A 26,096-nucleotide genomic window follows, 5' to 3' on the forward strand; every position below is an offset into this window, starting at 1 on the left:
GGCAAGGGATGATAAGTATAAGAAATGGCCGGCTTTTATAAATTTTATTAAATTTAGAAAGAAGTGTTTGTGTGAGACAAGTAATTGAGGTTTTGAAAGAACAAATTAAATATACTCCAATGATGTTTCGAATCTCGAGATATGAAGATCGAGCGAATTATCAAAGTCACTATCTAGGTTTGCTTTGGGAGATATTAAATCCACTTATTCAAGTTGCTATTTATTTCCTTGTATTTGGATATGGACTAAGAGGGAATGCAATGATCAGTGGGCACGTTGGCTTTCTTGAATGGATGTTAGCAGGGATTGTTCCTTGGTTTTTTATTAATAGCATCGTCATGCAAGGGACAAATAGTATCCTTAATAAAATCCATTTAGTTTCAAAAATGAATTTTCCAATGAGTATTTTGCCTAATATTACGATCGTTTCTAACCTAATGAGTTATGTCGTTATGACCATTATTACAATCGTGATCTTTATACTGAAAGGTACTCCAATTACAGTTTATTGGTTACAATATATTTATTATTTCTTGGCGATGATGATCTTTTTATTTAGCTTTTCACTTTTCAACTCAACGATTACAATATTGGTACGAGATTATACAATGTTCTTACAAAGTGTTATGCGCGTGTTATTTTACTTAACTGGTATCGTGTGGAACATTCCGAAGTTGCTTCCAGGCTGGGCTTCAGATTTGCTAAAATTAAATCCATTTATGTATCTCGTTAATGGTTTCCGTGATACGTTCTTGATGCAAAACTGGTTTTGGCATTCGCCTTCGTATGCATTATACTTCTGGATGCTTACTGCGTTTTTCTTATTCGCGGGTTCAGCACTTCATATGAAATTCCGTGAACGTTTTGTTGACTTTGTATAGGAGGAAAAACAAATGGCTAAAGCGTTAAAGATCTCATTTAAACACGTTTCAAAAGAATATGATTTATTTCAAAATAAAACAGATAGTATTAAAGCTTTAATTAAACCAGGGGGAAAAGGTATCCCTTCTTTTTGGGCGCTCAAAGATGTGAGTTTTGATATTTATGAAGGTGAAGCGGTTGGACTAATTGGTATTAATGGTTCAGGCAAATCAACTATTTCAAGTATCATCTCTGGCGTTATTCCTGCAAGTGAAGGCGAAGTTAATGTTAATGGGGAAGCCTCGTTGATCGCTATCAATGTTGGTTTTAAAGGCCCACTTACCGGGCTTGAAAATATTCGTTTAAAATGTTTGATGCATGGTCTTAAAAATAGTGAAATCGATCAAATTATTCCAAGCATTATCGATTTTGCTGATATTGGAGACTTTATTAATCAGCCAGTAAAAAACTATTCTAGTGGAATGCGCTCACGCTTGGGTTTTGCAGTATCAGCACATATTGATCCTGATATTTTGGTTATTGATGAAGCCTTGTCTGTAGGTGATCAAACTTTCTACCAAAAATGTGTGGATAAAATTGAAGAGTTTAAAGCACGTGGAAAAACGATTATTTTTGTGAGCCACTCATTAAACCAGGTGAAAAGTTTATGTGACCGAATTATTTGGATGCATTATGGGGAAGTTCGTGAAATTGGCACGTCAAAAGATGTAGCTGTACTTTACGATGAATTCGTTAAGTGGTTTAATACCCAACCACGTAAGTTCAAAAAAGAGTACCAAATCGAAAAAAAAGAAGCACAAAAGACACCACCTAAAAAGCGTTCTAAAAACCCGGCGTTAGGTAGATATAAACTTAGTATTCCCGATAAAGTTATTTTAATTGCTCTTCTAGGCTTAACAGGTCTTTTTGGAACATTAGTAGCTTTAGGAAAATCGTTTATCAGTCTATTTTAGAAGGCTAAAATGGTGAATCTAGGGACACCATGCGATAAAAAATAAAGCGTAAGTGCTACATGTCGAATAACGACAAATCGAGCGAAAGTATTTATATTTAAAAAGTTTGCCAGAACCCGGAAGCGGAGCGTACGACTGTACGTGTGAGAACCGGAAGTCTGGCAAACTTTTTAAATGTGAGCGTTTGTCGTCGATTTATTTTGTGTATACCCAAACCCAAAGATGAATTTTTTTCCGTGAGCTTGTAGCCCTAAGATAATATGTGCAAGTTCTTCGGCACTTTCTAATGGTTTTTGTAACCAGCTTTTTAAAACACCAAATAACGCAAGACCTTCATAATGGACGGCAAGATCGACCATCCGAGGATCCGCATTTTTTATCTTTTCCATTGAAAGCGTTGTCTCTTTCATTAAAGAGATTAAGTGGTTTTGCATGCGCGTTTCAAATCCTAAGTCGCCGTTTATGCTTAGCATTGCATTTATAAACGCAGTATTTTTTTCCAAAACAGCAATTGATGCAATGATATAAGGTGTTAGAGCTGGATTTGTGGCATCAACTTTAGCAAAAATAGCGGAACCATCTACGTGAATTTGATCAAGTTCAGTAAAAATTGCTGCTTCAACTTGCTCAATCAGTTCATACTTATCAATAAAGTGCCTGTAGAAAGTAGAACGATTAACTTTAGCCTGTTTTGAAATATTATCGACTGTAATTTTAGCGATCGGTTTCTCCTCGACTAGTTGAGCGAAAGAAGAGATAAGTCGCTTTTTTGTTTGGATTGTTTTTTTATATTTCGTCATCTGGTTCACCTCCGCTATTAGTTTAAGGATATAACGACTAAAATGCAACACTTTGTCTTAAATTGATGATTGAATGCAATTTAAATCTGGCATACACTTATTTTGTAAACGTTAAATGTTTGGAGGAGGAAAAATGATGATAAAGAAAGTAGCTCTTGTTACAGGTGGGAATAAAGGTATCGGAAAGGAAATCGTCCGTGGTTTATATGAAGCGGGCGTAAAAGTATACCTTGGCGCAAGAAATTTAGAAAGAGGAAGAGTGGCTGCAAAAGAAATTGCTGCTGAAATTGAGATTATACAGCAAGATATAACAGACGAAGCCAGTATTGATACTGCTTATGAAGCGATCAATAAAAATGAAAAGTGTTTAGACATTTTGGTAAATAATGCAGCAATGAATTTAGGTGCGGCGGCTTCAAGCCAAGTGACTGTTCAAGAAATGCGCACTGTATTTGAAACAAATGTTTTTTCAATCGTTGGTATGACAAATCGATTTTTACCCCTTTTAAAAAAAGCTGAGCATGCCAATATTGTAAATCTTTCAAGTGATGTGGCTTCGCTTCAATTACAAAAAGAATCTGCTGATCTTCCACTATCTTATCCATCTTCCAAGACAGCAGTGAATGCGCTGACCGTTCATTATGCTTCTGAGTTTAAAAATAGTCATTTGCATTTTAATATGATTGCCCCAGGTTTTGTTGATACAGATTTTAATGGCCATCGTGGCACGAAAACACCACAAGAAGGTGCAGCCGCTCCACTTAAATATGCACTAGACTTTTCTGATCACGCGCCGAATGGGGTATATGCTAGTTCTGAAGGAGTTATTCCTTTTTAAACAAAATAAATCAGCGAAAAGTGCTCGTAGTTCATATTTAAAGAGGCTTGCCAGACTTCCGGTTCTAACGTACCAGTCGTACGCTCTATTTCCGGATTCTGGCAAACCTCTTTTTGCTCTATTTCTTAAAAATAGCGCTAAATACATGACACCACAAACGCATTTATTTTTTAATTTGTACTTTCCCTAATATAAATTAACTCTTTTAATAAGTCTTGATAGTAGCTAGAGATGTAGTGGTCTGGGCTTAATTGGTTAGGGTGCATTTCTGAGGCAAGATAATTTTTCTTTGACATATTTACGATTCTAATCGCTGGAATTTTTGCTTCAAAGTAATTGTTCATTTGGTCCCAAAGTAAATTTGTATGTTTGATGGCCATCGCGTTTTTAAAGGGCAGTATTTTTTCCTCTTTATTATAGTAAGAAGTGGCTAATTTACCACGATTTAAAATAATTCGCTCAGCTGGCATAATTTCTAAAAGGGTAGCAATAAACTGATCAGCATAGCTTTTCCATACGTTGAAATACGCTTGATTATTTTGATGATCTAACATACGTTCGAATGGGAGCTGCTCGATTAACATACTGTTTTCAAAAGTAGGATTATAGGTAATGGCAGCATCCTCTTTAAGCCATAAGATAGGCCAATTTGCATCAGCTGCTAAATCAATAAGTAGAAAATCAGGTTTTTCTTGTTGAAGCTTTGTGAAGAAATTTTTCGTGAGATCGGCTTGAATGATCGACTTAGCGGTTTCTGGAATCGTTGCTGACTGCTCGGGTATATCAATCTGTTTAGACATCAGACTAATTAGTGAGCTATCTTGCGTGACGGTTTTTAAGGCAAAAAAGTTGTTAGCATCTAAATTGTAGTATTTGTTTGTACAAAAAGCATCTAAACTAATACAACTTCCAAATAAACCCAGTGACGTAGCTTGTGACGTATTCTCTGGAAAATTTATACAAGATAACATCAATGTTTTAAGAGGGTCAGTTATTAATTTAAGATAATGTCCTGCTTCTCTTAAAGTAAATTTGGTATGCTCTCCTTGGGAAAAGATTGGCATGTCTGGTCTGTTTTTGGAACGAACAAAAAAGGCCCAATTCTCTTCAATCGATTGATTTATTGCGAAAAGTTCTTCTTTTTTGATGGAAATGTTAAAAGAACCCCAGCTTTTTTTGAGCAACCAATTTTTTTCATTTAAATATTCAATGAAATCACCTTTCGTATATTGTTTTTTTAATACAATTTCAGTAGGTGAAAATTCTTTCTTTAACGAGAAATGCAAATGAAGCGTTTCATCCTCTTCTTTCAATTCAGTAAGCCATGCAACTTGTTCTACTTCTTTTTTCAGCGTCAATGAGAGCCTATTTGAACCCGTTTCATAGGATGATAAAAGGGCATAAGTCGGATCGGCAAAAATCAGTTTAGAGGCAACTTTTCCCTTTAAATGGTCACTGATTTGTAAATATTCAAGACGGTTTCCATTGCTTGATGTAGGAATTTCGAGCAATACATCAAGGATATTGTGTGAGTCAATGTTAAGCGTCCCAAGAATTTTTGCTGTTGGGATTGAAAACGGTATATGTTTTTCAGAGCCATTTGGTAGTGGGAAAGAAAGACTTTCTTCATGAAATAAGTATAAATCAGGTTGAGATCGACGCAATAATACAATGTTGCATGGTAAATCATTTAAAGTTATATTGGATTCGATTCTTATTTTTCCTGAAATTTGATCATTATTTAATTCAAATGTTTCTAGCCAAATATTGATTTTTTTGGGTTCACTAATAAATGTCAATATGCCTTCTGGGAATTCAAAGTGATAATCAAATAAAGAGTTAGGTGATGAAATCTGCTCGTATTGAAGTGGTCCATCTGTTGAAATCGTATAGTGGGTATCCTCAAAGCTAGCCACAAAATGCCAATTCGTTTTTGTATTACTGAAAGATTTTGCGACGAGTAATTCGTGTTTCATATAAAAAATGTAACCATGCTCGTTTTTCTTGAAGGGGAGATTTATTAATTGTAATGGAGAATTTATCGTTGTATTATAATAAGCTTTGATTACAGAGATGGGAAGATCTGTTTTAATTATTATTTGCCATTCTTTTTTGTCTGTATCAAAAATAATTTTAGTTGCATAGATTTTCATCATCAAGCTCCTTTATATAGGTTTTCAATTAATTAAATATATTTTAGCATAAATTATTATAAAGAACAGCTGTTGAGGGGGAAAAGATATTTTTATGTGACCATTATCCGATTTTTTGCTATATTTAAGGTCTTGTGTTGATAATTGCTAGTGTTTTTGATATATTAGATGAAGCTATTACATTTTAAGATAAAAATTCAGGAGGAAGTAGATTATGCATGAGAAGATAGCTGTATTAATACCTTGCTATAATGAAGAAATTACAATAAAAAAAGTTATTCAAGATTTTAAAAAAGAGCTTCCTCAAGCTATCGTATACGTTTACGACAATAACTCTGTAGATAAAACATACGAAATTGCTGAAAGTGAAGGAGCGGTTGTAAAAGCTGAATTTAGACAGGGTAAGGGAAATGTTGTGCGAAGTATGTTTGCGGATATTGATGCAGATTACTATATTATGGTAGATGGTGATGACACGTATCCAGCAGAATCAGCACATGCCATTTTAGAGACGCTTAGAAGTGGCCAAGCAGATATGGTCATTGGCGATCGCCTCAGTAATGGGACTTATTCTGCTGAGAATAAACGTAATTTCCATGGATTTGGAAATAGCCTTGTAAAAAATACAATTAATCGAATTTTTAAAAGTAATATTGAGGATATTATGACAGGCTTACGGGGTTTTAATCGTTATTTTGTTAAAACAATGCCCGTGATGAGTCCAGGGTTTGAAATTGAAACGGAAATGACAATTCATGCACTTGAAAACCGCTTTTTGATTAAAGAAATCCCGATTGATTATCGTGACCGCCCAGAAGGCAGTGAGTCGAAATTAAATACTTTTAGTGACGGTATAAAAGTTATTCATACAATTATCCGTTTATTTAAAAATTGTAAGCCACTAATGTTCTTTAGTAGTTTAGCACTAGTTATCTTTGTTATTGGTTTTTTAATCGGTTTACCAGTGCTTATTGAATACGCTGAAATTGGACTAGTACCTAAATTTCCAAGTGCTTTACTTGCTGTCGGATTCATTTTACTTGCTATGATGCTATTTATTTGTGGTTTGATTTTAGACACATTACAGTATCGAAATCGGCAAATGTATTATTTAGAACTTACAAAATATTGTACACAAAATAATATAATGGAGTGAAAAAAGTGAATCAACGATTATTAATAGGTATTGTACTGATGGTTTGTTCCGCTTTTTGCACTTCATGTGGACAGGCGTTTTGGAAACTAGCAGAAAACGGTTTAGCTTCACCAGAGCTTTATATTGGCTTTGTTTTTTATGGTGCGGGTGCCATTTTAATGATCGTTGCCTTTCACTTTGGAGAGCTTTCAGTGTTACACCCATTGCTTTCTATAGGATATGTCTTTGCCATTTTTATCGGAGCTTTTGTTTTAGGTGAAAATTTAACAACAAAACAATTAATCGGAAACTGCTTAATCATCGCAGGTGCTATTTGCTTGGGATTTAGTGGACGCAGGAAAGTTGGGGAAGAAGAAGTATGATGTATTTACTTGCTTTGCTAATGATGACCTTGTTTGGAGCTCTAGGCGGTTTCTTTTTAAAAATGGTAAGCTTGACGAGTATTCGTAAGAAGAAATTGTATATGTTTTTAATCGGAGGCTTTTTCTACGGAGCAGGCGCCATTGTAAATGTAATTATTTTGCGGTTTTTACCTTATACGATTGTTTTTCCGTTAACTGCGTTTACCTATGTTTGGACGTTACTATTATCCTATCTTTTTATGAAAGAAACAATAAACCGGCATAAAGTAATAGGAGTTATGCTCATCATTTTTGGAGCCATCTTAATTTCACAAGGTTGATTTTTAGAATATCTGCCATGAACATGATATTCTTTTTTTATTTTTGTAGGACTATTGAAAGAAATAATTTGGCCTATTGCTTTTATGCAACGAGTTATAATAAAATTGATATGTTAAATTTTTTGATCATTATATTGAAAGGATAGAGTATGTTTAAAAAAAATTTGTTGAAATGCGCATTCTTCTTAGGGATTATTGGAATTTTCTTTTGGGTAAATATCAACCAGGTGTCAGCTAAAGATGATAGTCAAGGAATTGATGCAAATGAGATTTTGAATAACAAAGTCGATGAAAAAGTATATACGCCTAGAATCCAAAGCGAAAAAGAAAGAAAAGAAAATCAAGCAAAACCAACTACAGAAGAAGCCTCAACTATTCGAGCTTTTTTTTCCTCAATCACTCTTCCAGAATATTCAAGTACACCCAGTACGACTAGCTTATCAAACTTGAATCAAACCATCATAAACAAAAACTTTGCTACACCACAGATAGAAAAACAACTGAAAAATTTTGATCGTTTTCCTTATGCAGATGGCGTTGGGAAACCGCGTGGTATAGTCATTCATGAAACAGCCAATGATAATTCCACAATCCAATCAGAAATTAATTACATGACAAATAATTGGCAAAATGCTTTTGTGCAAACATTTGTTGATCGAAATCAAGTCATTGAAATTCATCCAACTGATTATGCTTCTTGGGGAGCTGGGCCAAAAGCAAATCCATATTTTGTACAAGTTGAATTAGTTCGTGAAAAAACAGCTAATAATTTTTATCATTCCATTTATAATGACGCTTATTACGCGGCTTATATTTTAAAAAAATATAATTTAGTTCCTACAAATGCGCATAATTCAGGGTCAGGGACTGTATGGTCACATGATGCAGTATCACGGTATTTAGGTGGTACAACACACGGGGACCCAGTTGGTTATTTTGCAAGATGGAATTATACGTTTAATGAGTTTTTCCAATTAGTACAGTATATGTATGGACGTATCGATGTAAGTACAACTTATTATGCTTCTTCACCAATCAATCTACGAAGTGATGCTAACTGGTCTTCAAGTATTGCTGCAAAAATCAATATTGGTGAGTCAATGAAAGTTGATCCTTCGAAAGCTAAAAATGGTTGGGCCTATGTAAATTACAAAGGCACAATTGGTTATATTCCATACACTTATATTCAAAAAGAAAATACTTTCCAGAAAGTTTATGCTAAAGATAAGCTCAATCTCCGTTCAGATGCGAAATGGGATTCAAGTGTTTCTGGTGTCGTGCCTGCTGGTCAAGCCATTACATCTAATGGCGCAAAAGCTAAAAATGGCTGGGCATATGTCACATATGTTACAAGCAATGGAAACATATCAGGATATATTCCTTCTGCTTATTTCCAAACGACCAATCCGCTTAAAACCTATTACGGAAAAAATGACCTTAATCTAAGAGCAGATAGTAAATGGGATGCAAGTACTACAGTTACAGTGCCTGTTGGAAAGGCAGTAACGGTAAATACAGCTTTGTCTAAAAATGGCTGGTGGCATATTACGTACAATGGTAAAATTGGTTATTTACCGGGAGATTATTTACAAGAAACTAATCCAATTAAGAAATATTATGGCAAAGATTTGTTAAACTTAAGAGCAGATAGTAATTGGGATTCAAAGGTAGTTGTTGCTGTTCCAACAGGTGAAGTGGTGACGGTAAATACGGCACTAACTAAAAATAATTGGTGGTATATCATCTATAAAGGTGTATCCGGTTATTTACCAGGGGGCTATTTACAAGAAACCAATCCAATTCGCTATGCTTATGCTAAGGATCTATTAAATGTTCGCTCAGATAGCAACTGGGATTCAAATGTGAGTGTTGTTGTTTCAGCAGGCGAAAAAGTTCAAATTAATACAGCCAAAGAAAAAAATGACTGGGCATATATGTCTTATAACGGCAAGGGAGGATATCTTCCTGAGGGCTATGTTGCTAGTACCAATCCTTATACAACTTATTATGCTATTAATGCAATAAACTTACGAAAAGATAGCAATTGGGATTCTGGGGTTGTAGGAGTGATCCCTGCAAAAGCAAAAGTGGCTGTTGACTTAAGTAAAACAAAAAACGGTTGGCTTTATGTAACATATAATACAATAAAGGGTTACATCCCAGAAGTGTATTTATCTAAATAAAAATGCAAACGAGAAGGGGCATAAATCGATTTCGCCATCCTTTTTAGAAAAAAGTGATCTAAAAAGGATGGGACAACACAAGCAAGTGTTTGTCGTCGATTTATTTCGTTTATGCCCCAAATTCGTTTGCTTTTTATTTATGCTTTGGTTGATTTACCTTTTTTATGGATGTCATGATATAGCTTGTCAATTAGTTGACTAACTTCTTCTTTTATTTCTGGATGTTCAAGCGCAAATTGCAATGTTGTTTCAATAAAGCCAAACTTATCACCAACGTCAAAACGATGACCTTCAAAATCATAAGCGAATACACGTTGGATTTCGTTTAGTCGATTAATCGCATCGGTTAGCTGGATTTCACCACCAGCACCGGCTTCTTGTGTCGCTAAGTAATCAAAGATTTGGGGTGTTAATAAGTAACGACCTAAGATAGCTAGATCAGAAGGCGCTTCAGCAGGATTAGGTTTTTCAACAAAGCCTTTGACGTTAAAAAGACGGTCACTTAACTTATCAGCAGGATCGATAATACCATAACGATATGTTTCTTCGTGAGGAACGGTTTGGACACCAATAACAGAGCTATGTGTCTTTTCATATTGGGAAATTAGCTGTTTTACGCAAGGTACTTTTGATTTAACAATATCATCACCAAGCATGACAACAAAAGGTTCATTACCAACAAACCCCTTCGCTTGTAAAATAGCATCACCTAGACCTTTTGGCTTAGATTGACGAATAAAGTGTAAATTGATGTTGGTTGTTTCTTCTACTAAATGAAGAAGCTCAAGCTTGTTTTTTTCTTTTAGTGTAGCTTCAAGTTCAGGTACGGAATCAAAATGGTCTTCAATCGCACGTTTTCCTTTACCCGTTACTATTAAAATGTCTTCAATTCCAGAAGCCATTGCCTCTTCAACGATAAATTGAATCGTAGGTTTATCGACAATGGGTAAAATTTCTTTTGGCATCGCTTTTGTAGCAGGTAAAAATCTTGTCCCAAGTCCTGCTGCGGGGATAACTGCTTTTCTAACTTTCATTTTGAAACCTCCACTTAATTTTGATATCTTGTTTTTTATTATAAACGAAAGGTATAAAGAAATTCAAGATTGTTTATTGATTTGGAAATAATCATTATAAAATAGTTTGTTGACATAAACTCAGTTAATAAGCTAAAATTAAAATCAATATGATTAGGCTAACATAAGGAGAAAAAGGATGAACAACATGGATTTAAAAGAAAAAAGAGACTGTGCAATCAGTGTTATTGTACCTCTTTATAATGTAGCAGATATTGTTTTAGAAACATTAATAAGTATAGAAAAACAAACATTTCATGATTATGAAGTGCTTTTAATTGATGATGGCTCGACTGATGAAACAGTAACAATTGTTACTGATTTCATTGGAAAAAGTAATAATTTCAAACTAATTAAGCAAGAAAATGGAGGCCCAGCAGTTGCTAGAAACCACGGATTAAAACTAGCAAAAGGGGAATATATCTGTTTTGTCGATAGTGATGACATTCTTCCAGATTTTGCGCTTCAATTAATGTATGAAGCAGCCATTAAAAATGAAGCCGATTTAGTTACAGGTGCTACAAAGCGCTTCAATTCAGAAACTGAATGGTTCATTCCTTCCCATATTCAATATAATATTGCAAAACCAGGCGAAAAAAATATTTTGAAAAATCCAGAACTTTTTTACTCGATTGGCCCTTGTGCAAAATTATATCATTATACACTAATTGAAGGCTGTTTTTTTCCAGAAACGATTCGTTATGGGGAAGATCAACCATTTGTTTTGCATGCGCTCCTTAATGCTCAAAAGATTTATACCGTTGAAAAAGTCGTTTACTATTATCGTTTTCGTGATGGCGAAAACGAATCATTGACTCAATCTGTTTATAAAGATCCTGTCCAAATTTTACAATCTGTTTTTGATGTTTTTGATTTTGGCGAAAAGGAAATTTTAAAAAGTAATGTACCAGAAAATATTGCTTTAGAATATTATAAACGTGTTTCAAGCGTTGAATTATGGGCATCTTTAAAAGCTTCTACAGAAAGTAAGGATAGCCACATCCAAAAGACATGTTACCAGATGATTTTGACATGGTTCCAATCAAAATCTGATAAATTCTTAAATTTAATTCCTTCGTTTCGTTATTTTTTATGCTTTAGTACAATTGAGCGGTCAGCATACATTCAAAAAGATGTACGAGATGATTATCGTGCTTTAATTGCTTACCTGTGGGAAAAGCAATTACCAGAAGCAAAAGCTGCTTTTGCAAAATCATATCCACTGCATTATCGAGCAGCAATGGATATCATTGACGCCAATAATTGGAAAAAAGCCAAACGTGTTTCCAAACGCTTTATTGTGCGTTCAAAATTAAAAACACCGCGGCTTGTTCAGTTTTTTGCACGTAAAGTTTTATTTAAAACGGCAAGTTTATTACCACGAAAAAATAATCTTATCCTGGCTACTGAACGAAGCACTTCATTAGAAGGCAATTTGCTTGCGATTTATGATTATATGTTTGAACGTGAGCGCAAGGAGCGTATTTATGTATTTTTACGGAAACAAAGAAATTGGGTGGAAATACTTCAATTATATTACGTTCTTGGACGTGCTAAAACGATTGTGCTAGATGATTATTATAATAAAATTTACGGTTTGAAATTTAATCGAAAAACAAACGTCGTGCAATCATGGCATGCAGCAGGTGCATTTAAAAAGTTTGGTTTTAGTGCTTTAGGTGCGGGAGACTCCAATACAGAAGAATTTGAGGAAAGAGCACACTCTCCGTATAGTTGCGTTTTAAGTAGCTCAAAAAATATCATTCCTCAATATGCAGAAGCATTCAATAAAAAAGCTACCGAGATTATACCAGTTGGTGTTCCTAGGACGGATATGTTTTTTGATGCCGAATACAAAAAATATATCACAGAAGTTTATCGGAAACAGTATCCCATTTTGCGTCACAAAAAAGTTATTCTTTATGCGCCGACATTCCGAGGCGGTCCAGACGAACGGAAAAATTATTCTGTTGTAATGGATGTAAAAAAAATGAAGGAAGAATTAGGCAACGAGTATGTTTTAATGCTGAAATTTCATCCACTAATTAAAAATATTAGCTTAAATATTGATCATGATGATCCATTTATTATGATGATGAGTCCTCTAGGTGATATCAATGATTTGATGCTTATTAGTGATGTGCTCATTACAGATTATTCTTCTGTCATTTTTGAATACAGCATTATGACGAAGCCGATGTTTTTCTTTGCTTATGATGTAGATCATTATTTTGATGAACGAGGATTTTATTTTAACTATGAAGAAATGATTCCGGGAAACATCTATAAGACAACTGAAAACCTAATATCAGCCATTAAACAAAGCGATTATGACTACGAAAAGTTAGCACGATTTCGAGAAAAATTTATGTCCAGTATAGATGGACATTCTACTGAAAGATTCGTTAAGAAGTTTATTGATAATGAGGAGGAATTATAATGCTTTTTTCAATTATTCAAGCTCCTACAAAAGAGTCAACTCAAGAGCTTATTTTAGCTTTAGAGGCGGTTCAAACCGATTTTGTTTTGCTCGGTGACGCAAAGGATACAGAAATAACGAGACAAATTGAATATTTTGCTACTCATTTTAGAGAAGCAATCGAACAATATGATATTCATTACTTTCAAAAAAACCCGGTATTTTTAAAAAATACAAAAAAGCTCTTCTTTGAAAGTGATCAAAAAGTGGATATGCATTTTATTGATGAAGTGCAATTATCTGTTCCGACATACCTTGAGCGTGAACCGTTTTTGATTTTTAAAGAAAACTATCATTTGATTTTGGTACGAAAGGAACGTTTACTAGAAGTTTGTAGACAAGTAGATTCCAAACAATCAATCGAAGAGGTATTGTTTGTGTTATTTTCAAAAAGTGAAAAGATTGTCAAACAACGAATCTTGGAAACGATAGAAGAATTAACGGATTGTCCACCTATAAACAACCAAATTGATCAAACTTTTTCACGCTATGATTTTTGGAGTGGATATCAAAAGCGTTATTCGGCTATTGAACTGCTAAATAATGATTTTAGTACGAACTTATTAAATTATTTTATTCGAACCGAGATCGGACCTTGTTTTCAAAGTTTTATTGAAGCTGGTGAAACAACAAAAGCGACAGATTTCCTTAAATCATTAATGAAAAAACTGCAAACATTTGATAAAACGATCGTTACCAATTTAGTTTCATTAGGTTACTTCTTTGTTCAATGTCCTGTTGAAAATTATCAATTGTTGAAACACGATAAGGCTTTCATGAAGTGCTATTTGGATTTTAGCGATTATTTATTTAGTCAGCTGCACTTTAATTCAAAACAATATTATTTAAGGTTTTATCGTCAAGCGACAAATGCTCTTTATAAGGCAAGTCGTGCTAGATCAGAAAAGCCAATACGAAAATGCAATGAACTTTACTTTAATGATAAAAGGCTCGCAATGTATTAAAAGTTTATTTCGTTGTTTTATGTTACAATACTATAGATGATAGATTTTCAAACTCTAGAATTAAAGGAGAATAAAAAAATGATTTATGCTGAAATTCTTGCCGGGGGTAAAGGTACTCGGATGGGAAATGTAAGTATGCCAAAGCAGTATTTATCACTAAATGATAAGCCAATCATCGTTCACACCGTTGAAAAATTCATTTTAAATGCTCGTTTTGAAAAAATCTTTGTAGCTTCACCAAAAGAATGGATGAACCACACAGAAGATATTTTAAACAAATATATTAAAGATGAGCGTGTTATCGTTATTGAAGGCGGGATGGATCGTAATGAAACGATTATGAGCGGTATTCGCTTTGTCGAAAAAAATTACGGGGTTCAAGAAGATGACGTACTTATTACGCATGATGCAGTTCGACCATTTTTAACCCACCGAATTATTGAAGAAAATATTGATGCAGCTCTTAAATATGGAACGGTTGATACTGTTATAACAGCAACTGATACCATTGTTGAGTCAGTAAATCATGAGTTTATTACAGATATTCCTGTTCGCGATGTGATGTATCAAGGACAAACGCCACAAAGCTTTAATATGAAAAAAATCCATCAATACTATAGCGAGCTGACAGCGCAACAAAAAGAAATTCTTACCGATGCTTGTAAAATCAGCTTACTTGCTGGTGAAAAAGTTAGGCTTGTAAAGGGTGAAATTTTTAACATCAAAATTACGACCCCTTACGATTTACAAGTTGCTAATGCAATTGTACAGGAGCGGATAAATCATGATTAACCAAGTATATCGGCTCGTTTCAGAAAGACAGTTTGAAGTGGCTAATATTGATGAAACATTGACAGACGATGTTGTCGTTGTACGGCCAACCTATCTTTCTATTTGTGCCGCGGATCAGCGCTATTATACAGGTTCACGTGGAAAAGAAATTTTAGCACAAAAACTTCCAATGGCACTGGTTCATGAAGGTGTTGGGGAAGTTGTCTATGATACGAAAAAAGAATTTCCAGTTGGCACAAAGGTAGTTATGGTTCCAAACACGCCATTTGATGAGGATCCAATCATTGCTGAAAATTATTTACGCTCAAGTAAGTTTCGCTCTAGTGGGTTTGATGGTTTGATGCAGGATAATGTCTTTATGCGCCGCGATCGTTTAGTAACACTTCCTGAGGATCTTGATATGAGTGTAGCTGCGTTTTCTGAATTGATTTCTGTTGCTATGCACGCACTCATCCGCTTTGAAACAAAAGCCAATCAAAATCGTTCATCTTTTGGTGTTTGGGGTGACGGAAATCTTGGCTTTATCATGTCACTTCTTCTTAAGAATAAATATCCTGAGGCAAAAGTTTATATTTTCGGTAAAACACCGTATAAATTAGATTTCTTTTCTTTTGTCGATGCTGCGTATAATATTGATCGCATTCCAGAAGACCTGGTCATTGATCAAGCCTTTGAGTGTGCTGGTGGAAGAGGAAGTCAGTATGCAGTTAGCCAAATTATTGACTTGATTAAGCCAGAAGGTACGATCTCGCTTCTAGGTGTATCTGAGTATCCGATTGAATTTAATACACGAATGGTACTTGAAAAAGGCTTGACCGTTTATGGAAGCAGTCGTAGTGGTCGAGTTGATTTTGAGGAGACGGTGGACTTTTTAGCAAATAACAAGCGCGCTGTTGAATATTTAGCAAGGCTTGTTGGGGAGCTTCATGACGTGAGAAGCATTCAAGATGTCATCGAAGCATTTGAAGCAGATTTAAGAAGCCCATGGGGTAAAACCGTCATGTCCTGGAATATTTAAGAATAAAAATGCCGCTGGTTAAAGTTTTTTAATCGCGGCATTTTTATATAAGAGAAGAGGTCAAACATTTATGAAAGCAGTCATTGCATCTTTTTACATGTTTGTTGTAAAAGTTTTTGCGAAATTCTTCCGTTGTTTCAAGTTACGGAACAAGATGGTTATGTTGATAAGTTTTGCTGATAATCCAGAACAAATCACGAAAAAAATGGAGGAATTAGGTGTTACCCCAGAAACGGTGATTTATTATGATCCAAGATTAAATCCATCGATAATGACTAAGCCGTTTACAACGATGATTCCAATAAAAGTAACAACGATTCTTGCTAGGCTCTATCATTTAAGCACAGCAAAAGTGGTCATTATCGATAACTATTTTCCCGAACTTGCAGCAGTAAAGTGGCGCGAAGGCGTAACTTGTTTGCAAATTTGGCATGCAAATGGTGCGTTAAAAAAATTTGCTTGGGAGGACAAATCCGTTCCGTATCGTAAGAAAAAAGAGCAAGAACGTTTTAAAAGCGTGTATCAGGCATTTCAATATGTAGTTACCGGATCAGATGAGATGGCCACGATCTTTAAGCGCTCATTTTTACTCGATGAAAAGCGGATACTTAAGATTGGCGTACCAAGCACTGATTTCTTTTTTAACCTAAATGAAATGGAAACTAGTAAGCATAAGGTTTTAAAACAATTTCCTAACAAAAAAATCATATTGTATGCACCGACTTTTCGTGATCATGAATTAAATAAAGCCACTGTGCTACTTGATATTAAGAAAATGGAGGAAATGCTTGCATCTGATTATATCCTTTTACTTAAGCTTCATCCCGCCATCACAAAAGAATTAGCTATTTCTCAAAATGACTTTGTTAAGCAGGTTCCAAATACTTTTCAGATGAAAGACTTGCTTGCTGCTTGTGATATACTTATTACTGATTATTCTTCATCACCTTTTGAATTTGCACTACTTAAACGTCCTATTTATTTCTTTACACCGGATTTAGAAAAATACGATCAATCTCGTGGACTCGTTTCGTCTTTTCAAAATATTATCCCTGGGAAAATTTACCGAACAACCACCGATCTTGCAAAAGGTATTTTAAATCATGAAGCTGATCTTGAGAAGATTGCTCAGTTTGCGCGTACTTGGAATCAATATTCAAACGGGCATTCAAGTGAAAACATCGTTCGTTTAGTAGCTGAAAAATTAACAAAGGAGTAAATTTATATGAAGAAAGTAATTACTTACGGAACATTTGATTTACTACATTGGGGCCATATTGAGCTGTTAAAAAGGGCAAAAGAAATGGGTGATTACCTAATCGTTGCCATTTCAACCGATGAATTTAACCAATTAAAGCATAAAGAGGCCTATCATAGTTTTCCGCATCGTAAATTGATTCTTGAATCCATTCGTTACGTTGACCAGGTCATTCCAGAAGAAAATTGGGATCAAAAAATTACCGATGTAAAAAAATATGGGATTGATCTTTTTGTTATGGGTGATGATTGGCGCGGCGAGTTTGATTTTTTGAAAGATTATTGTGAAGTTGTTTATTTGCCGCGGACAAAGGGTATTTCTACAACACAAATAAAAGATGATTTAAAGTAACTAGGAGTAGTAACAAGGCGCGTTTTATGCTATCATGTTGATATTATAATTTAGATACAAGGGGTACGTAATGAATAATCAATATAATGATGATAGCTTGTTGCTACATACAGATTTATATCAATTAAATATGATGAAAGCTTATTTTGAAGACGGGATTCACGAACGCAGAAGTGTCTTTGAAGTTTTCTTTCGAGAGATGCCTTTTGATTCAGGATTTGTCGTTTTTGCAGGACTTAAGCGGATTATTAACTACATGAATAAGCTTCAGTTCACAGCGACGGATATCGCTTATTTAGAAAATGAATTAGGTTTTAACGGAGCCTTTATTGAGTATTTACGTCATTTTAAGTTTAAAGGTACGATTCGTTCTGTTCGTGAAGGCGAGTTTGTTTTCAAAACAGAGCCAATTTTGCAAGTAGAAGCGAGCTTGGCTGAAGCACAGCTTATTGAAACAGCACTGCTTAACATTATTAATTTTCAAACATTAATCGCAACAAAGGCAGCAAGAATCCGCATGGTTGCTCCAGATGAACAGATTGCTGAGTTTGGAACACGCAGAGCCCAAGAAATGGATGCTGCACTTTGGGGAGCAAGGTCGGCTTACATTGGCGGATGTGATTCAACAAGCAATGTGCGTGCAGGTAAAGTTTTTGGGATTCCAGTATCTGGAACAATGGCTCATGCGATGATTCAAGCTTACCGTGACGAATATACAGCATTTAAAAGCTATGCTGAGGCTCATCACGATGTTATTTTTCTTGTTGACACATATGACACGTTGAAATCAGGGATACCAAACGCGATTAAAGTGGCACAAGAACTGCAGGATAAAATTAATTTTGTCGGCATCCGACTTGATAGCGGCGATATGGCTTTTCTTTCAAAAAAAGCACGACAAATGCTGGATGAAGCTGGGTTTACGGAAACAAAAATCTTTGCTTCAAGCGATTTAGATGAGCATACCATTCTTTCTTTAAAAGCCCAAAAAGCAAAAATCGACAATTGGGGTATAGGAACAAAACTAATTACGGCTTATGACCAGCCCGCACTAGGCGCTGTCTATAAAATGGTGGCAATTGCCGATGAAAATGATGACCTACAAGATACAATTAAATTATCAAGTAACACTGAAAAAGTTTCCACACCAGGCAAGAAAAAAGTTTATCGAATCATTACGTCTGAACAAGGACCTAAAGCAGAAGGAGATTATATTGCTCTTGCTGATGAAACCCTTAAGAGTGTGAGTGAGTTGACCATGTTTCATCCAGTGCATACTTACATCACAAAAACCGTGACGAATTTTGAGGCAAAAGAATTGCTTATTCCCATTTTTATCGATGGCAAACAAGTTTATGAGGAGCCAGAACTTGCTGAAATCAAATCTTATCAAGAAGAAAATTTAGCTCTGCTTTGGGATGAATATAAACGGACGATCAGACCTGAACAATATCCAGTTGATTTAAGTATTAAATGCTGGAAAAATAAAATGCGCAATATCGAAAAAGTACGAAAGAGTGTTAAACAGCATTCCCCAGTCGATTTGGATATCCCATTTTAAAGTGAAACATGTGTGCTATTGGAGGAATAGGTATGTTACGAGAAAAAATTTTAGCAGAAATGAAAGTGAAACCAAACATTGATCCTAACGAAGAAATTAGGCGTAGTATTGATTTTCTAAAAGAGTATCTCAAAAAGCATTCATTTTTAAAAACACTTATTCTTGGCATCTCTGGAGGACAAGATTCCACGCTTACTGGGAAACTTACACAAATGGCGGTTGATGAAATCCGAGCAGAATCAGGGGCAACTGATTATCAGTTTATTGCGGTTAGTCTTCCTTATGGCAATCAATTAGATGAAGCTGATCGTCAAGATGCACTAGCATTTATCGTTCCAGATAAAATAATGACAATCAATATCAAAGCAGCTGTTGATGCCAGTGAAATGACGCTAAAACAAGCGGGTATTGAACTATCTGATTTTGCAAAAGGAAATGAAAAAGCACGTGAGCGCATGAAAGCACAATATTCTATTGCAGCGATGACAAATGGCGCTGTGGTTGGTACCGATCATTCTGCAGAAGCTGTTACTGGATTTTATACAAAATATGGAGATGGCGGTGCAGATGTTAACCCAATTTTTCGCTTGAATAAACGCCAAGGTAGGGCACTTTTAGAAACATTGGGCTGCCCGAAACATCTCTATTTAAAGAAACCGACAGCTGATTTAGAAGATGACAAACCAGGTCTACCTGATGAAATAGCATTAGGCGTTACATATGATCAAATTGATGATTATCTTGAAGGAAAGCAAGTAGAACAAAGTGCAGCTGAAAAAATCGAGTATTGGTATTTAAAGACCCAGCATAAACGTCACCTAGCAATTACTATTTTTGATGATTTTTGGAAATAGGAAAGGATTTGATGAAAATGAACGTAGGATACGGTTTAATTACGACTTTCTATGCACATCAAGACCAACAAACAGAGCTAGCTAACATTTTATTTGAAGCAGCAACTATTTTGGAAGATATACCATCTTGTATTGAATATGTCGTAGGAACTTCTGAAGAAAATAGCGAATCAGTAACTGTGCTAGAAGTATGGGCAGATAAAGGGCATCAGCTTGCTTCATTGGATAACGAAAATATCAAAACAATTATTGAAAGAGCAAAACCACTCATCAGGGAAATGAAGAAAGACCAAGAATTACAACTCATCGGTGGCAAAGGATTATAAAAATGCAGGTTGCAACTTTCTGCTTAAGAAGTTAAAATGTAAGAAGAATACGTCTGAAGGAGCTTCGGACCTTTATAGAAAATACATGAGCCGAACAATTTCGGCTTAATTTTATAGATTAAGGTGGTTTTGGGCAAAGATGGAAGATTTTATTGAGCAAGAAAAAATTATCGTTCTTGATTTTGGTAGCCAGTACAACCAGATGATTACAAGAAGAATTCGCGAATTTGGCGTGTATAGCGAGCTTCACCCCCATACAATTACAGCCAGTGAATTAAAGGCACTAAATCCAACGGGAATTATCTTTTCAGGCGGTCCAAACAGCGTTTATGACGAAGGCGCGTTTCGCTGCGATGAGGATCTATTTGAACTGGGGATTCCAATTTTAGGAATTTGCTATGGTATGCAGCTTATGACACTTCATTTTGGTGGAAAAGTAGAGCCAGCAAAAGACCGAGAATATGGTAAAGCAAACGTTCACCTGGAAATCCCAAACCATCTATTTGCTGGGATCCCGCATGATCAAACAGTCTGGATGAGTCACGGAGATTTAGTTGTAGAAGCCCCAGACCATTTTGACGTTGTCGCAACAAGCAAACATTGCCCTTTTGCTTCAATTGTAGATGAAGAACGTAAGCTATATGGTGTTCAGTTTCATCCAGAAGTCCGCCATTCTGAATACGGAAATGATTTATTAAAAAATTTCACTTTAAATATTTGTGGTTGCAAAGGCGACTGGTCAATGGAGAATTTCATTGATGTAGAAATCGCTAAAATCAAAGAAACAGTAGGCAACAAAAAGGTATTACTTGCTCTTTCTGGTGGCGTGGATTCTTCTGTTGTCGGCGTCTTGATTCATCAAGCCATTGGCGATCAATTAACTTGTATTTTTGTTGATCACGGCTTGTTAAGAAAAGGCGAAGCTGATCAAGTCATGGCGACCTTACAAGGTGAGTTTCAAATGAACATTATTAAAGTAGATGCTAAAGAGCGTTTCTTATCTAAACTAGCAGGTGTTTCTGACCCTGAGCAAAAACGTAAAATCATTGGGAATGAATTTATTTATGTCTTTGATGATGAAGCAAGCAAGCTTGATGGCGTAGAGTTTCTAGCTCAAGGAACACTTTATACAGATATTATTGAAAGCGGAACGGCCACTGCACAAACGATTAAATCGCATCATAATGTTGGCGGATTACCGGAAGACATGCAGTTTAAGCTAATTGAACCATTAAATACATTGTTTAAAGATGAAGTCCGTGCGCTTGGTACAGAGCTTGGTATGCCAGATAGCATTGTATGGCGTCAACCTTTCCCAGGCCCAGGTCTTGGTATCCGTATTTTAGGTGAAGTAACGGAAGAAAAACTTGAGATTGTCCGTAATTCTGATTACATTTTACGCGAGGAGATAAAAGCAGCAGGACTTGAACGAGAAATTTGGCAGTATTTCACTGCGCTACCAAACATTCGAAGCGTTGGTGTGATGGGAGATGGTCGAACATATGATCATACTGTTGTCGTGCGTGCAGTAACAAGCATCGATGGAATGACAGCTGATTGGGCCAGAATCCCATGGGAGATACTTGAGAAAATTTCGGTACGAATTGTAAATGAAGTGAAGCACGTGAACCGGGTAGTTTATGATGTGACGAGCAAACCGCCGGCGACTGTGGAGTGGGAATAAAGAGCAAAGCTTCGGAAATACTTTTTGATAGAATTTTCGAAGCTTTTTTATAGGATGATATAAATTATGGGATTAAACTTTAAATTTTTGTCGAAGTAAATTTAAAAATCATGCTGAGAAAATGATATTTCTATAATTTATTTGTTATTTAATGTATTATTTACTTTAAATGATTGTGAGATAAAGCTATCCATAATGCTTGAGCGGGAACAATATAAACGCATCTCTTTTTTTGAAGAAGTTTATTTTCCTGAACTGGACGATTAAAAAAGTCACCAGTACGCTAACACTGGCGGTTAAAATGTTAACAGCACCAGCATGAAAAGTCCATCGGTAAAAAGCATTGCTGTAAATGAAACGATTTCTGAAACTGTCATGGGCTCACCTCCGTTCATTAAGAGGATAAACCACTTTCACGAACTCCATTATATCATGATATAGATCCATTTTATTAGCTAATTTTCTTGTACATCTGCAAAATCTTTGGATATTGATAATGCAAATAGAGACTATTTTGGTTAGCGATAAAACAGAATAGGGACTAACTTTACTTTCAGACTACGATAGTAAAGTTTTTAAAATAAAAAAAGACTCAATATCAATTGAATCTTTTTGAATGGGCAATATGAAGTTAAAGTAGTTATAAGGTCAATATTTTCCTATACAATATGGTAAGTATCTGTTAGAAAAAGTATTAATAACTTGTTGTGGAGGTATAGGTGCATTGATTGATGGATAAGGGTTCATGACAGGTAGACTACCACTACCATAGTAATATGCTTGGTAAACTAATTTAGAACAATAATTTGGATCTTTTCGCTTCATATATAAATCAATAGCGTAATCAATGTGTCTATCTTTTTTCGAAGTGCCTTTTGATGAATAGAAGGTCCTATCAGCATATTGTGCTACTTTTTTTGCTAAACTACTATTTGGTACCCTATATACATAATTCCAATAGGAAATATGATCTTGAATGTACTTTTTTGTAGTTACTTGACGATTATTGTCGGGGATACCACGTTTCCAGTTTCCTCCACCAGGCATCTCTAAAATATGCCCATCTCCATTAGCTATAGCTAATGGCCAATAAAACCGGAAAACGTATATTTTGTTGTAAAAATAATATCTCCTGCTTTTATAGATTTAACAAACGCGTTAATATTGGTTGTAGCGCTCCTTAACATAACTGTGTTTTTTTGGGTATTGACAATATTGTCATCAGTTCTAGGAACTATACCATAATTATTTAATTTAACCCAATCATTAAAAGTAGCGCTTTCATTAGTTGGTATCTCATTATAATTTGTACTCAATTCAGATAAAATAGTTTTTTTCCATACAGTATAAGTATATTTTTCTTTATTTATAATGTTATTCTTAACGCCTTCATTATATAGATCTAAATTTTTGTTATCATTTGCTTTCGCTACATTTGCGGATAATAGAATAGAAAATATTAGCAAAATAAAAAATACTTCTAATTTCTTCATAGATCTTGTCCTCCTTGACTAAAGTATTAAGCGTGTATATTGGTAGAGGCAATCCCGATTAAAATGGAGAGGGTATTTGTAAAGAAGATAAGAAAAGATATAGTCAGGCAGAGAATATGTAAACCCCCCCTTTTTTTAAAACGTAAAAGATAGATAAATAAGAGACATGTCATAAGTGGAATTCCTGCGTAAATAATCAAAATTATCCAATCACTAGCTAAAAAAGAATTGAAAAAGATATCAAACTGACCATTCATTCCAAGAAATCCTAAAATTAAAGAAATGATAAACAATATATAAGTTATGATTAATATTTTTTTCATTGCGAACCTCCTATCTTTGTATAATATTTTGTATCCGTTCACTAAAATTTTAATGTACACTTATGTGAAAGTCAATTTTAATTTAGTATATTGCTAAGAAATTATTAATATCATATGTTAAGAGTTAGTTGTGGTACCAAGAAATAAGAAAATAGTTTTAAAAGCGTATTTATTATTTGCAGACTATATCAGTAGTGAAAATAGCATGATCCTAATACGTTTTTAAGTAATTGCATACATGAGAATAGAAACAGATTGTTTGTCGAGTAGAAAAAGCGCTGTACGTTAATGCGCAGCGCTTTTTTTATAAGTTTTACTGCCTAATTTCTTGCCACCAATACCTTGCGTAGCATTTAATTTAACGGGTTTTTTGGTATCGTTTATCGAGTATGAAATGACAGCTTGTACTGTTTTTCCAGGTTGGACTTCTATGTTAGCCATAGCATTCATTTTTTCATATTTAACTTCTTGAGGTGCCACTGCAAGCCCTAAGTCCTCGATTGTTGCATCTGTTTTTTGGGTTGCCTTAAAGCAAGCAATAAAAACAGTGGAAGGTTCAAGCGGTTTTTTGCTAGTATTTGTAAACTCATATGTAATAACGAGAGAAGACTTATCTTCGCCATAATCTTTGTTAGGAGGTAAGACTTCAGAGCCAGTCAATTTGATGGTTGCCAGACTAATTTTTAATACATCATTCTTAAATTGAACTTCGTCTTTTGCTTCGGCTTTTGGAGCAGCGACTGTTTCTGTTTTATCATCTTGATTTTGTTTTTTTGTCTCACTATTGCCACATGCTACTAATCCCACGCTTAAAAAAGCAATACTTCCCACTGTAACTAATAATTTCCCATTCATCTTGAGACAACTCCCTTATATTCTTTATTTATAGTATACAATGGTATTTTACCTTATTTTAGGATAAAATGGAAGCGGGTAAAAAAGTGGAGAAGGGAGAAAATAGAAATGAAAAAATATGTAAGAGTGGTATTTATCTTGATAATTATGTGCAGTTTAATTTCAAGCCCATCAATTGTAGCAGCAAGAGAATTAAATTTGACAGTTAAGACGGAGAGTAAAGTTAAAGGTAAAGATATTGCATTAAAAATTAATACCAACTTACCAAAGAAAACAAAATTCTTTGCAATTATTACCGGCTCAGATGAGTATAAAAAAGAAATAAAATTGAAAGCGAACAAATATGGCAATCTGAAAAAGAAAGTTAAAAATTTAGAAGATGGTACCTATACAATCAAATATCAATCCTACAAGCCTAAAAAACAGCCTAGAAAAGTACGTAAAGTAATTGGTAAAAAGGGCAGTAATATTAAAGGGGAATATGTTAATAAAGAAGGCGTTATAAAGTACAAAGAGACATTTACGATAGGGAAAATAGGAAATAAACAGAGTTTCAAAGAAGAAGCCGAAGCTGGCGCTAAGAAATACGAAGCTACTCCGGGGACTATGCTTTACACAAAAGGCAATGTTAATGTAACTGGTAAGAAATATTATTTTAGTGGTGATATTGTTGGGCTAACAAAAATAGATGGTTATAAAGCTTGGCTAGTAAAAAATATAAATGGCTATGTTATGCCTATCATTACTGGCAGTGTATATAGTGAGGGTAAGGTTAGCGATAAAGTGAAAGTTTGGGGCACGTTAACTGGTGATGGATATGAAGCTTCTAAATTTAAAGTGGATAACGTTGTTGGTATGACAGGTTCTATGCAGCTTGTTCAAGTAACTATTAACGGTGAAGATAAAATATAGAAAAAAAGTGCCTTAACCGAAATGGTGCTTTTTTCTAAAAATTGCATTGGCATTATAGCTCTTATTGAGGTCATTTTTCTCGCGTTTGCTAAACCATGCTTTAAATGGAAATGGGATCGCAAATTGGTTAAATATCAAAAACGAAGCTTATTTTAGAAATGGAATAACAATTGGTAAAGTAGATGCAAAAGCATTTTATCAACCATATAAATTCGTCTGCTCTTCAGATGTTAATGTCATCCAGCCTAAAAATTACACTTTAAATAAGTTTTCAGCTTTATTTATATGTAACCAAATAAGAATGCAAAGTGACAAATTTGATTATGGTAATCAAATACGGCTAAATGATACAATAGCACTCAATATTATGTTACCTATAGATGTAACTAAACAACCTGACTATCCGTTTATGGAAAAATATATGGAAGGAAAAGAAAATGAGATATTAGAGAGATTATAATATTTTTGGCCCGCCACCCAATCAACCAGAAATAAACGAAAAATT

At 34.8% G+C, this 26,096-nt stretch carries 26 protein-coding genes; 19 read left to right on the forward strand and 7 right to left on the reverse strand.

Annotation, left to right across the window (positions count from 1 at the left end):
* Positions 1–71 precede the first annotated feature (71 nt).
* Positions 72–881: an ABC transporter permease gene (locus G6Q10_RS02445; RefSeq protein WP_163652486.1), complete on the forward strand. Its 810-nt coding sequence runs from the start codon at positions 72–74 to the stop codon at positions 879–881.
* 12 nt (positions 882–893) lie between these two features.
* Positions 894–1,835 (forward strand): ABC transporter ATP-binding protein, encoded by a 942-nt coding sequence (locus G6Q10_RS02450; protein ID WP_163652488.1) that lies wholly within the window; start codon positions 894–896, stop codon positions 1,833–1,835.
* Between the two features lie 170 nt (positions 1,836–2,005).
* Here G6Q10_RS02450 and G6Q10_RS02455 read toward each other — a convergent pair whose 3' ends face one another.
* Entirely contained in the window at positions 2,006–2,635 is a 630-nt protein-coding gene (locus G6Q10_RS02455) for a TetR/AcrR family transcriptional regulator (protein ID WP_163652490.1), read from the reverse strand.
* A gap of 133 nt (positions 2,636–2,768) precedes the next feature.
* On the opposite strand from G6Q10_RS02455, the gene G6Q10_RS02460 reads away from it, so the two are divergent.
* Complete coding sequence (locus tag G6Q10_RS02460) at positions 2,769–3,473, forward strand: SDR family NAD(P)-dependent oxidoreductase (RefSeq protein ID WP_163652493.1); 705 nt, start codon at positions 2,769–2,771, stop codon at positions 3,471–3,473.
* Between the two features lie 170 nt (positions 3,474–3,643).
* Here G6Q10_RS02460 and G6Q10_RS02465 read toward each other — a convergent pair whose 3' ends face one another.
* On the reverse strand, positions 3,644–5,629 hold the full coding sequence (locus tag G6Q10_RS02465) for a DUF6270 domain-containing protein (RefSeq protein WP_163652495.1): 1,986 nt from the start codon (positions 5,627–5,629) through the stop codon (positions 3,644–3,646).
* Positions 5,630–5,840: 211 nt separating this feature from the next.
* On the opposite strand from G6Q10_RS02465, the gene G6Q10_RS02470 reads away from it, so the two are divergent.
* The 4 genes from G6Q10_RS02470 to G6Q10_RS02485 all read left to right on the forward strand — a co-directional run bounded on the left by G6Q10_RS02470 (position 5,841) and on the right by G6Q10_RS02485 (position 9,647).
* Positions 5,841–6,782 carry a glycosyltransferase family 2 protein gene (locus tag G6Q10_RS02470; RefSeq protein WP_163652497.1) on the forward strand — a complete coding sequence of 314 codons (942 nt, stop codon included), beginning with the start codon at positions 5,841–5,843 and terminating at the stop codon, positions 6,780–6,782.
* 5 nt (positions 6,783–6,787) lie between these two features.
* The gene (locus G6Q10_RS02475) at positions 6,788–7,144 is read left to right on the forward strand and encodes an EamA family transporter (RefSeq protein WP_232057777.1); all 357 of its coding nucleotides are present in this window, start codon (positions 6,788–6,790) and stop codon (positions 7,142–7,144) included.
* Positions 7,141–7,464, forward strand: coding sequence for an EamA family transporter (locus G6Q10_RS02480; RefSeq protein ID WP_163652499.1), 324 nt, complete (start codon positions 7,141–7,143; stop codon positions 7,462–7,464). The genes G6Q10_RS02475 and G6Q10_RS02480 overlap by 4 nt, the downstream gene beginning before the upstream one ends.
* Positions 7,465–7,613: 149 nt before the next feature.
* A complete protein-coding gene (locus tag G6Q10_RS02485) occupies positions 7,614–9,647 on the forward strand; it encodes an SH3 domain-containing protein (RefSeq protein ID WP_163652501.1) in 2,034 nt (677 codons plus the stop codon).
* Positions 9,648–9,784: 137 nt separating this feature from the next.
* Here G6Q10_RS02485 and galU read toward each other — a convergent pair whose 3' ends face one another.
* Complete coding sequence (galU, locus tag G6Q10_RS02490) at positions 9,785–10,681, reverse strand: UTP--glucose-1-phosphate uridylyltransferase GalU (RefSeq protein ID WP_163652504.1); 897 nt, start codon at positions 10,679–10,681, stop codon at positions 9,785–9,787.
* Positions 10,682–10,859: 178 nt separating this feature from the next.
* Between galU and G6Q10_RS02495 the strand changes: the two genes are divergently transcribed.
* The 10 genes from G6Q10_RS02495 (at position 10,860) to guaA (ending at position 22,008) form a co-directional block, all read left to right on the forward strand.
* On the forward strand, positions 10,860–13,160 hold the full coding sequence (locus G6Q10_RS02495; protein ID WP_163652506.1) for a bifunctional glycosyltransferase/CDP-glycerol:glycerophosphate glycerophosphotransferase: 2,301 nt from the start codon (positions 10,860–10,862) through the stop codon (positions 13,158–13,160).
* Positions 13,160–14,164: a hypothetical protein gene (locus tag G6Q10_RS02500; RefSeq protein WP_163652508.1), complete on the forward strand. Its 1,005-nt coding sequence runs from the start codon at positions 13,160–13,162 to the stop codon at positions 14,162–14,164. The genes G6Q10_RS02495 and G6Q10_RS02500 overlap by 1 nt, the downstream gene beginning before the upstream one ends.
* A 78-nt stretch (positions 14,165–14,242) precedes the next feature.
* On the forward strand, positions 14,243–14,956 hold the full coding sequence (locus G6Q10_RS02505; protein WP_163652510.1) for an IspD/TarI family cytidylyltransferase: 714 nt from the start codon (positions 14,243–14,245) through the stop codon (positions 14,954–14,956).
* A complete protein-coding gene (locus G6Q10_RS02510) occupies positions 14,949–15,974 on the forward strand; it encodes a ribitol-5-phosphate dehydrogenase (RefSeq protein WP_163652512.1) in 1,026 nt (341 codons plus the stop codon). The genes G6Q10_RS02505 and G6Q10_RS02510 overlap by 8 nt, the downstream gene beginning before the upstream one ends.
* Positions 15,975–16,071: 97 nt before the next feature.
* The gene (locus tag G6Q10_RS02515) at positions 16,072–17,193 is read left to right on the forward strand and encodes a CDP-glycerol glycerophosphotransferase family protein (RefSeq protein ID WP_255464958.1); all 1,122 of its coding nucleotides are present in this window, start codon (positions 16,072–16,074) and stop codon (positions 17,191–17,193) included.
* A 6-nt stretch (positions 17,194–17,199) separates the two neighbouring features.
* Positions 17,200–17,583, forward strand: coding sequence for a glycerol-3-phosphate cytidylyltransferase (gene tagD, locus G6Q10_RS02520; protein WP_163652516.1), 384 nt, complete (start codon positions 17,200–17,202; stop codon positions 17,581–17,583).
* Between the two features lie 70 nt (positions 17,584–17,653).
* The gene (locus tag G6Q10_RS02525) at positions 17,654–19,144 is read left to right on the forward strand and encodes a nicotinate phosphoribosyltransferase (RefSeq protein ID WP_163652518.1); all 1,491 of its coding nucleotides are present in this window, start codon (positions 17,654–17,656) and stop codon (positions 19,142–19,144) included.
* A 32-nt stretch (positions 19,145–19,176) separates the two neighbouring features.
* The gene (gene nadE, locus G6Q10_RS02530; protein WP_163652520.1) at positions 19,177–19,998 is read left to right on the forward strand and encodes an ammonia-dependent NAD(+) synthetase; all 822 of its coding nucleotides are present in this window, start codon (positions 19,177–19,179) and stop codon (positions 19,996–19,998) included.
* Between the two features lie 17 nt (positions 19,999–20,015).
* Complete coding sequence (locus G6Q10_RS02535) at positions 20,016–20,324, forward strand: antibiotic biosynthesis monooxygenase family protein (protein ID WP_163655673.1); 309 nt, start codon at positions 20,016–20,018, stop codon at positions 20,322–20,324.
* 139 nt (positions 20,325–20,463) lie between these two features.
* Positions 20,464–22,008 (forward strand): glutamine-hydrolyzing GMP synthase, encoded by a 1,545-nt coding sequence (gene guaA / locus G6Q10_RS02540; RefSeq protein ID WP_163652522.1) that lies wholly within the window; start codon positions 20,464–20,466, stop codon positions 22,006–22,008.
* 648 nt (positions 22,009–22,656) lie between these two features.
* On the opposite strand, the gene G6Q10_RS02545 is transcribed toward guaA, so the two are convergent.
* The 4 genes from G6Q10_RS02545 to G6Q10_RS02560 all read right to left on the reverse strand — a co-directional run bounded on the left by G6Q10_RS02545 (position 22,657) and on the right by G6Q10_RS02560 (position 24,679).
* Positions 22,657–23,055, reverse strand: coding sequence for a hypothetical protein (locus tag G6Q10_RS02545; protein WP_163652524.1), 399 nt, complete (start codon positions 23,053–23,055; stop codon positions 22,657–22,659).
* A gap of 32 nt (positions 23,056–23,087) precedes the next feature.
* Positions 23,088–23,501: a hypothetical protein gene (locus G6Q10_RS02550; protein WP_163652526.1), complete on the reverse strand. Its 414-nt coding sequence runs from the start codon at positions 23,499–23,501 to the stop codon at positions 23,088–23,090.
* A 26-nt stretch (positions 23,502–23,527) separates the two neighbouring features.
* Positions 23,528–23,824 (reverse strand): amino acid ABC transporter, encoded by a 297-nt coding sequence (locus G6Q10_RS02555; RefSeq protein WP_163652528.1) that lies wholly within the window; start codon positions 23,822–23,824, stop codon positions 23,528–23,530.
* Positions 23,825–24,109: 285 nt separating this feature from the next.
* A complete protein-coding gene (locus tag G6Q10_RS02560) occupies positions 24,110–24,679 on the reverse strand; it encodes a DUF5067 domain-containing protein (protein ID WP_163652530.1) in 570 nt (189 codons plus the stop codon).
* 108 nt (positions 24,680–24,787) lie between these two features.
* Between G6Q10_RS02560 and G6Q10_RS02565 the strand changes: the two genes are divergently transcribed.
* Both G6Q10_RS02565 and G6Q10_RS02570 read left to right on the forward strand, forming a co-directional pair.
* Positions 24,788–25,591 carry a hypothetical protein gene (locus tag G6Q10_RS02565; RefSeq protein WP_163652531.1) on the forward strand — a complete coding sequence of 268 codons (804 nt, stop codon included), beginning with the start codon at positions 24,788–24,790 and terminating at the stop codon, positions 25,589–25,591.
* Between the two features lie 85 nt (positions 25,592–25,676).
* Positions 25,677–26,051: a restriction endonuclease subunit S gene (locus G6Q10_RS02570; RefSeq protein ID WP_232057779.1), complete on the forward strand. Its 375-nt coding sequence runs from the start codon at positions 25,677–25,679 to the stop codon at positions 26,049–26,051.
* Positions 26,052–26,096: the final 45 nt, after the last annotated feature.

Source organism: Listeria sp. PSOL-1 (assembly GCF_902806445.1).
GTDB lineage: Bacteria > Bacillota > Bacilli > Lactobacillales > Listeriaceae > Listeria.

What these genes read in the sequence shown, in the direction of transcription:
- G6Q10_RS02450 (WP_163652488.1), top strand. Translation starts at nt 894, where the DNA reads ATGGCTAAAGCGTTAAAGATCTCATTTAAACACGTTTCAAAAGAATAT.
- G6Q10_RS02455 (WP_163652490.1), bottom strand. Translation starts at nt 2,635, where the DNA reads ATGACGAAATATAAAAAAACAATCCAAACAAAAAAGCGACTTATCTCT.
- G6Q10_RS02460 (WP_163652493.1), top strand. Translation starts at nt 2,769, where the DNA reads ATGATGATAAAGAAAGTAGCTCTTGTTACAGGTGGGAATAAAGGTATC.
- G6Q10_RS02465 (WP_163652495.1), bottom strand. Translation starts at nt 5,629, where the DNA reads ATGATGAAAATCTATGCAACTAAAATTATTTTTGATACAGACAAAAAA.
- G6Q10_RS02470 (WP_163652497.1), top strand. Translation starts at nt 5,841, where the DNA reads ATGCATGAGAAGATAGCTGTATTAATACCTTGCTATAATGAAGAAATT.
- G6Q10_RS02480 (WP_163652499.1), top strand. Translation starts at nt 7,141, where the DNA reads ATGATGTATTTACTTGCTTTGCTAATGATGACCTTGTTTGGAGCTCTA.
- G6Q10_RS02485 (WP_163652501.1), top strand. Translation starts at nt 7,614, where the DNA reads ATGTTTAAAAAAAATTTGTTGAAATGCGCATTCTTCTTAGGGATTATT.
- galU (WP_163652504.1), bottom strand. Translation starts at nt 10,681, where the DNA reads ATGAAAGTTAGAAAAGCAGTTATCCCCGCAGCAGGACTTGGGACAAGA.
- G6Q10_RS02495 (WP_163652506.1), top strand. Translation starts at nt 10,860, where the DNA reads ATGAACAACATGGATTTAAAAGAAAAAAGAGACTGTGCAATCAGTGTT.
- G6Q10_RS02500 (WP_163652508.1), top strand. Translation starts at nt 13,160, where the DNA reads ATGCTTTTTTCAATTATTCAAGCTCCTACAAAAGAGTCAACTCAAGAG.
- G6Q10_RS02505 (WP_163652510.1), top strand. Translation starts at nt 14,243, where the DNA reads ATGATTTATGCTGAAATTCTTGCCGGGGGTAAAGGTACTCGGATGGGA.
- G6Q10_RS02510 (WP_163652512.1), top strand. Translation starts at nt 14,949, where the DNA reads ATGATTAACCAAGTATATCGGCTCGTTTCAGAAAGACAGTTTGAAGTG.
- G6Q10_RS02515 (WP_255464958.1), top strand. Translation starts at nt 16,072, where the DNA reads ATGTTTGTTGTAAAAGTTTTTGCGAAATTCTTCCGTTGTTTCAAGTTA.
- tagD (WP_163652516.1), top strand. Translation starts at nt 17,200, where the DNA reads ATGAAGAAAGTAATTACTTACGGAACATTTGATTTACTACATTGGGGC.
- G6Q10_RS02525 (WP_163652518.1), top strand. Translation starts at nt 17,654, where the DNA reads ATGAATAATCAATATAATGATGATAGCTTGTTGCTACATACAGATTTA.
- nadE (WP_163652520.1), top strand. Translation starts at nt 19,177, where the DNA reads ATGTTACGAGAAAAAATTTTAGCAGAAATGAAAGTGAAACCAAACATT.
- G6Q10_RS02535 (WP_163655673.1), top strand. Translation starts at nt 20,016, where the DNA reads ATGAACGTAGGATACGGTTTAATTACGACTTTCTATGCACATCAAGAC.
- guaA (WP_163652522.1), top strand. Translation starts at nt 20,464, where the DNA reads ATGGAAGATTTTATTGAGCAAGAAAAAATTATCGTTCTTGATTTTGGT.
- G6Q10_RS02545 (WP_163652524.1), bottom strand. Translation starts at nt 23,055, where the DNA reads ATGCCTGGTGGAGGAAACTGGAAACGTGGTATCCCCGACAATAATCGT.
- G6Q10_RS02550 (WP_163652526.1), bottom strand. Translation starts at nt 23,501, where the DNA reads ATGAAGAAATTAGAAGTATTTTTTATTTTGCTAATATTTTCTATTCTA.
- G6Q10_RS02555 (WP_163652528.1), bottom strand. Translation starts at nt 23,824, where the DNA reads ATGAAAAAAATATTAATCATAACTTATATATTGTTTATCATTTCTTTA.
- G6Q10_RS02560 (WP_163652530.1), bottom strand. Translation starts at nt 24,679, where the DNA reads ATGAATGGGAAATTATTAGTTACAGTGGGAAGTATTGCTTTTTTAAGC.
- G6Q10_RS02565 (WP_163652531.1), top strand. Translation starts at nt 24,788, where the DNA reads ATGAAAAAATATGTAAGAGTGGTATTTATCTTGATAATTATGTGCAGT.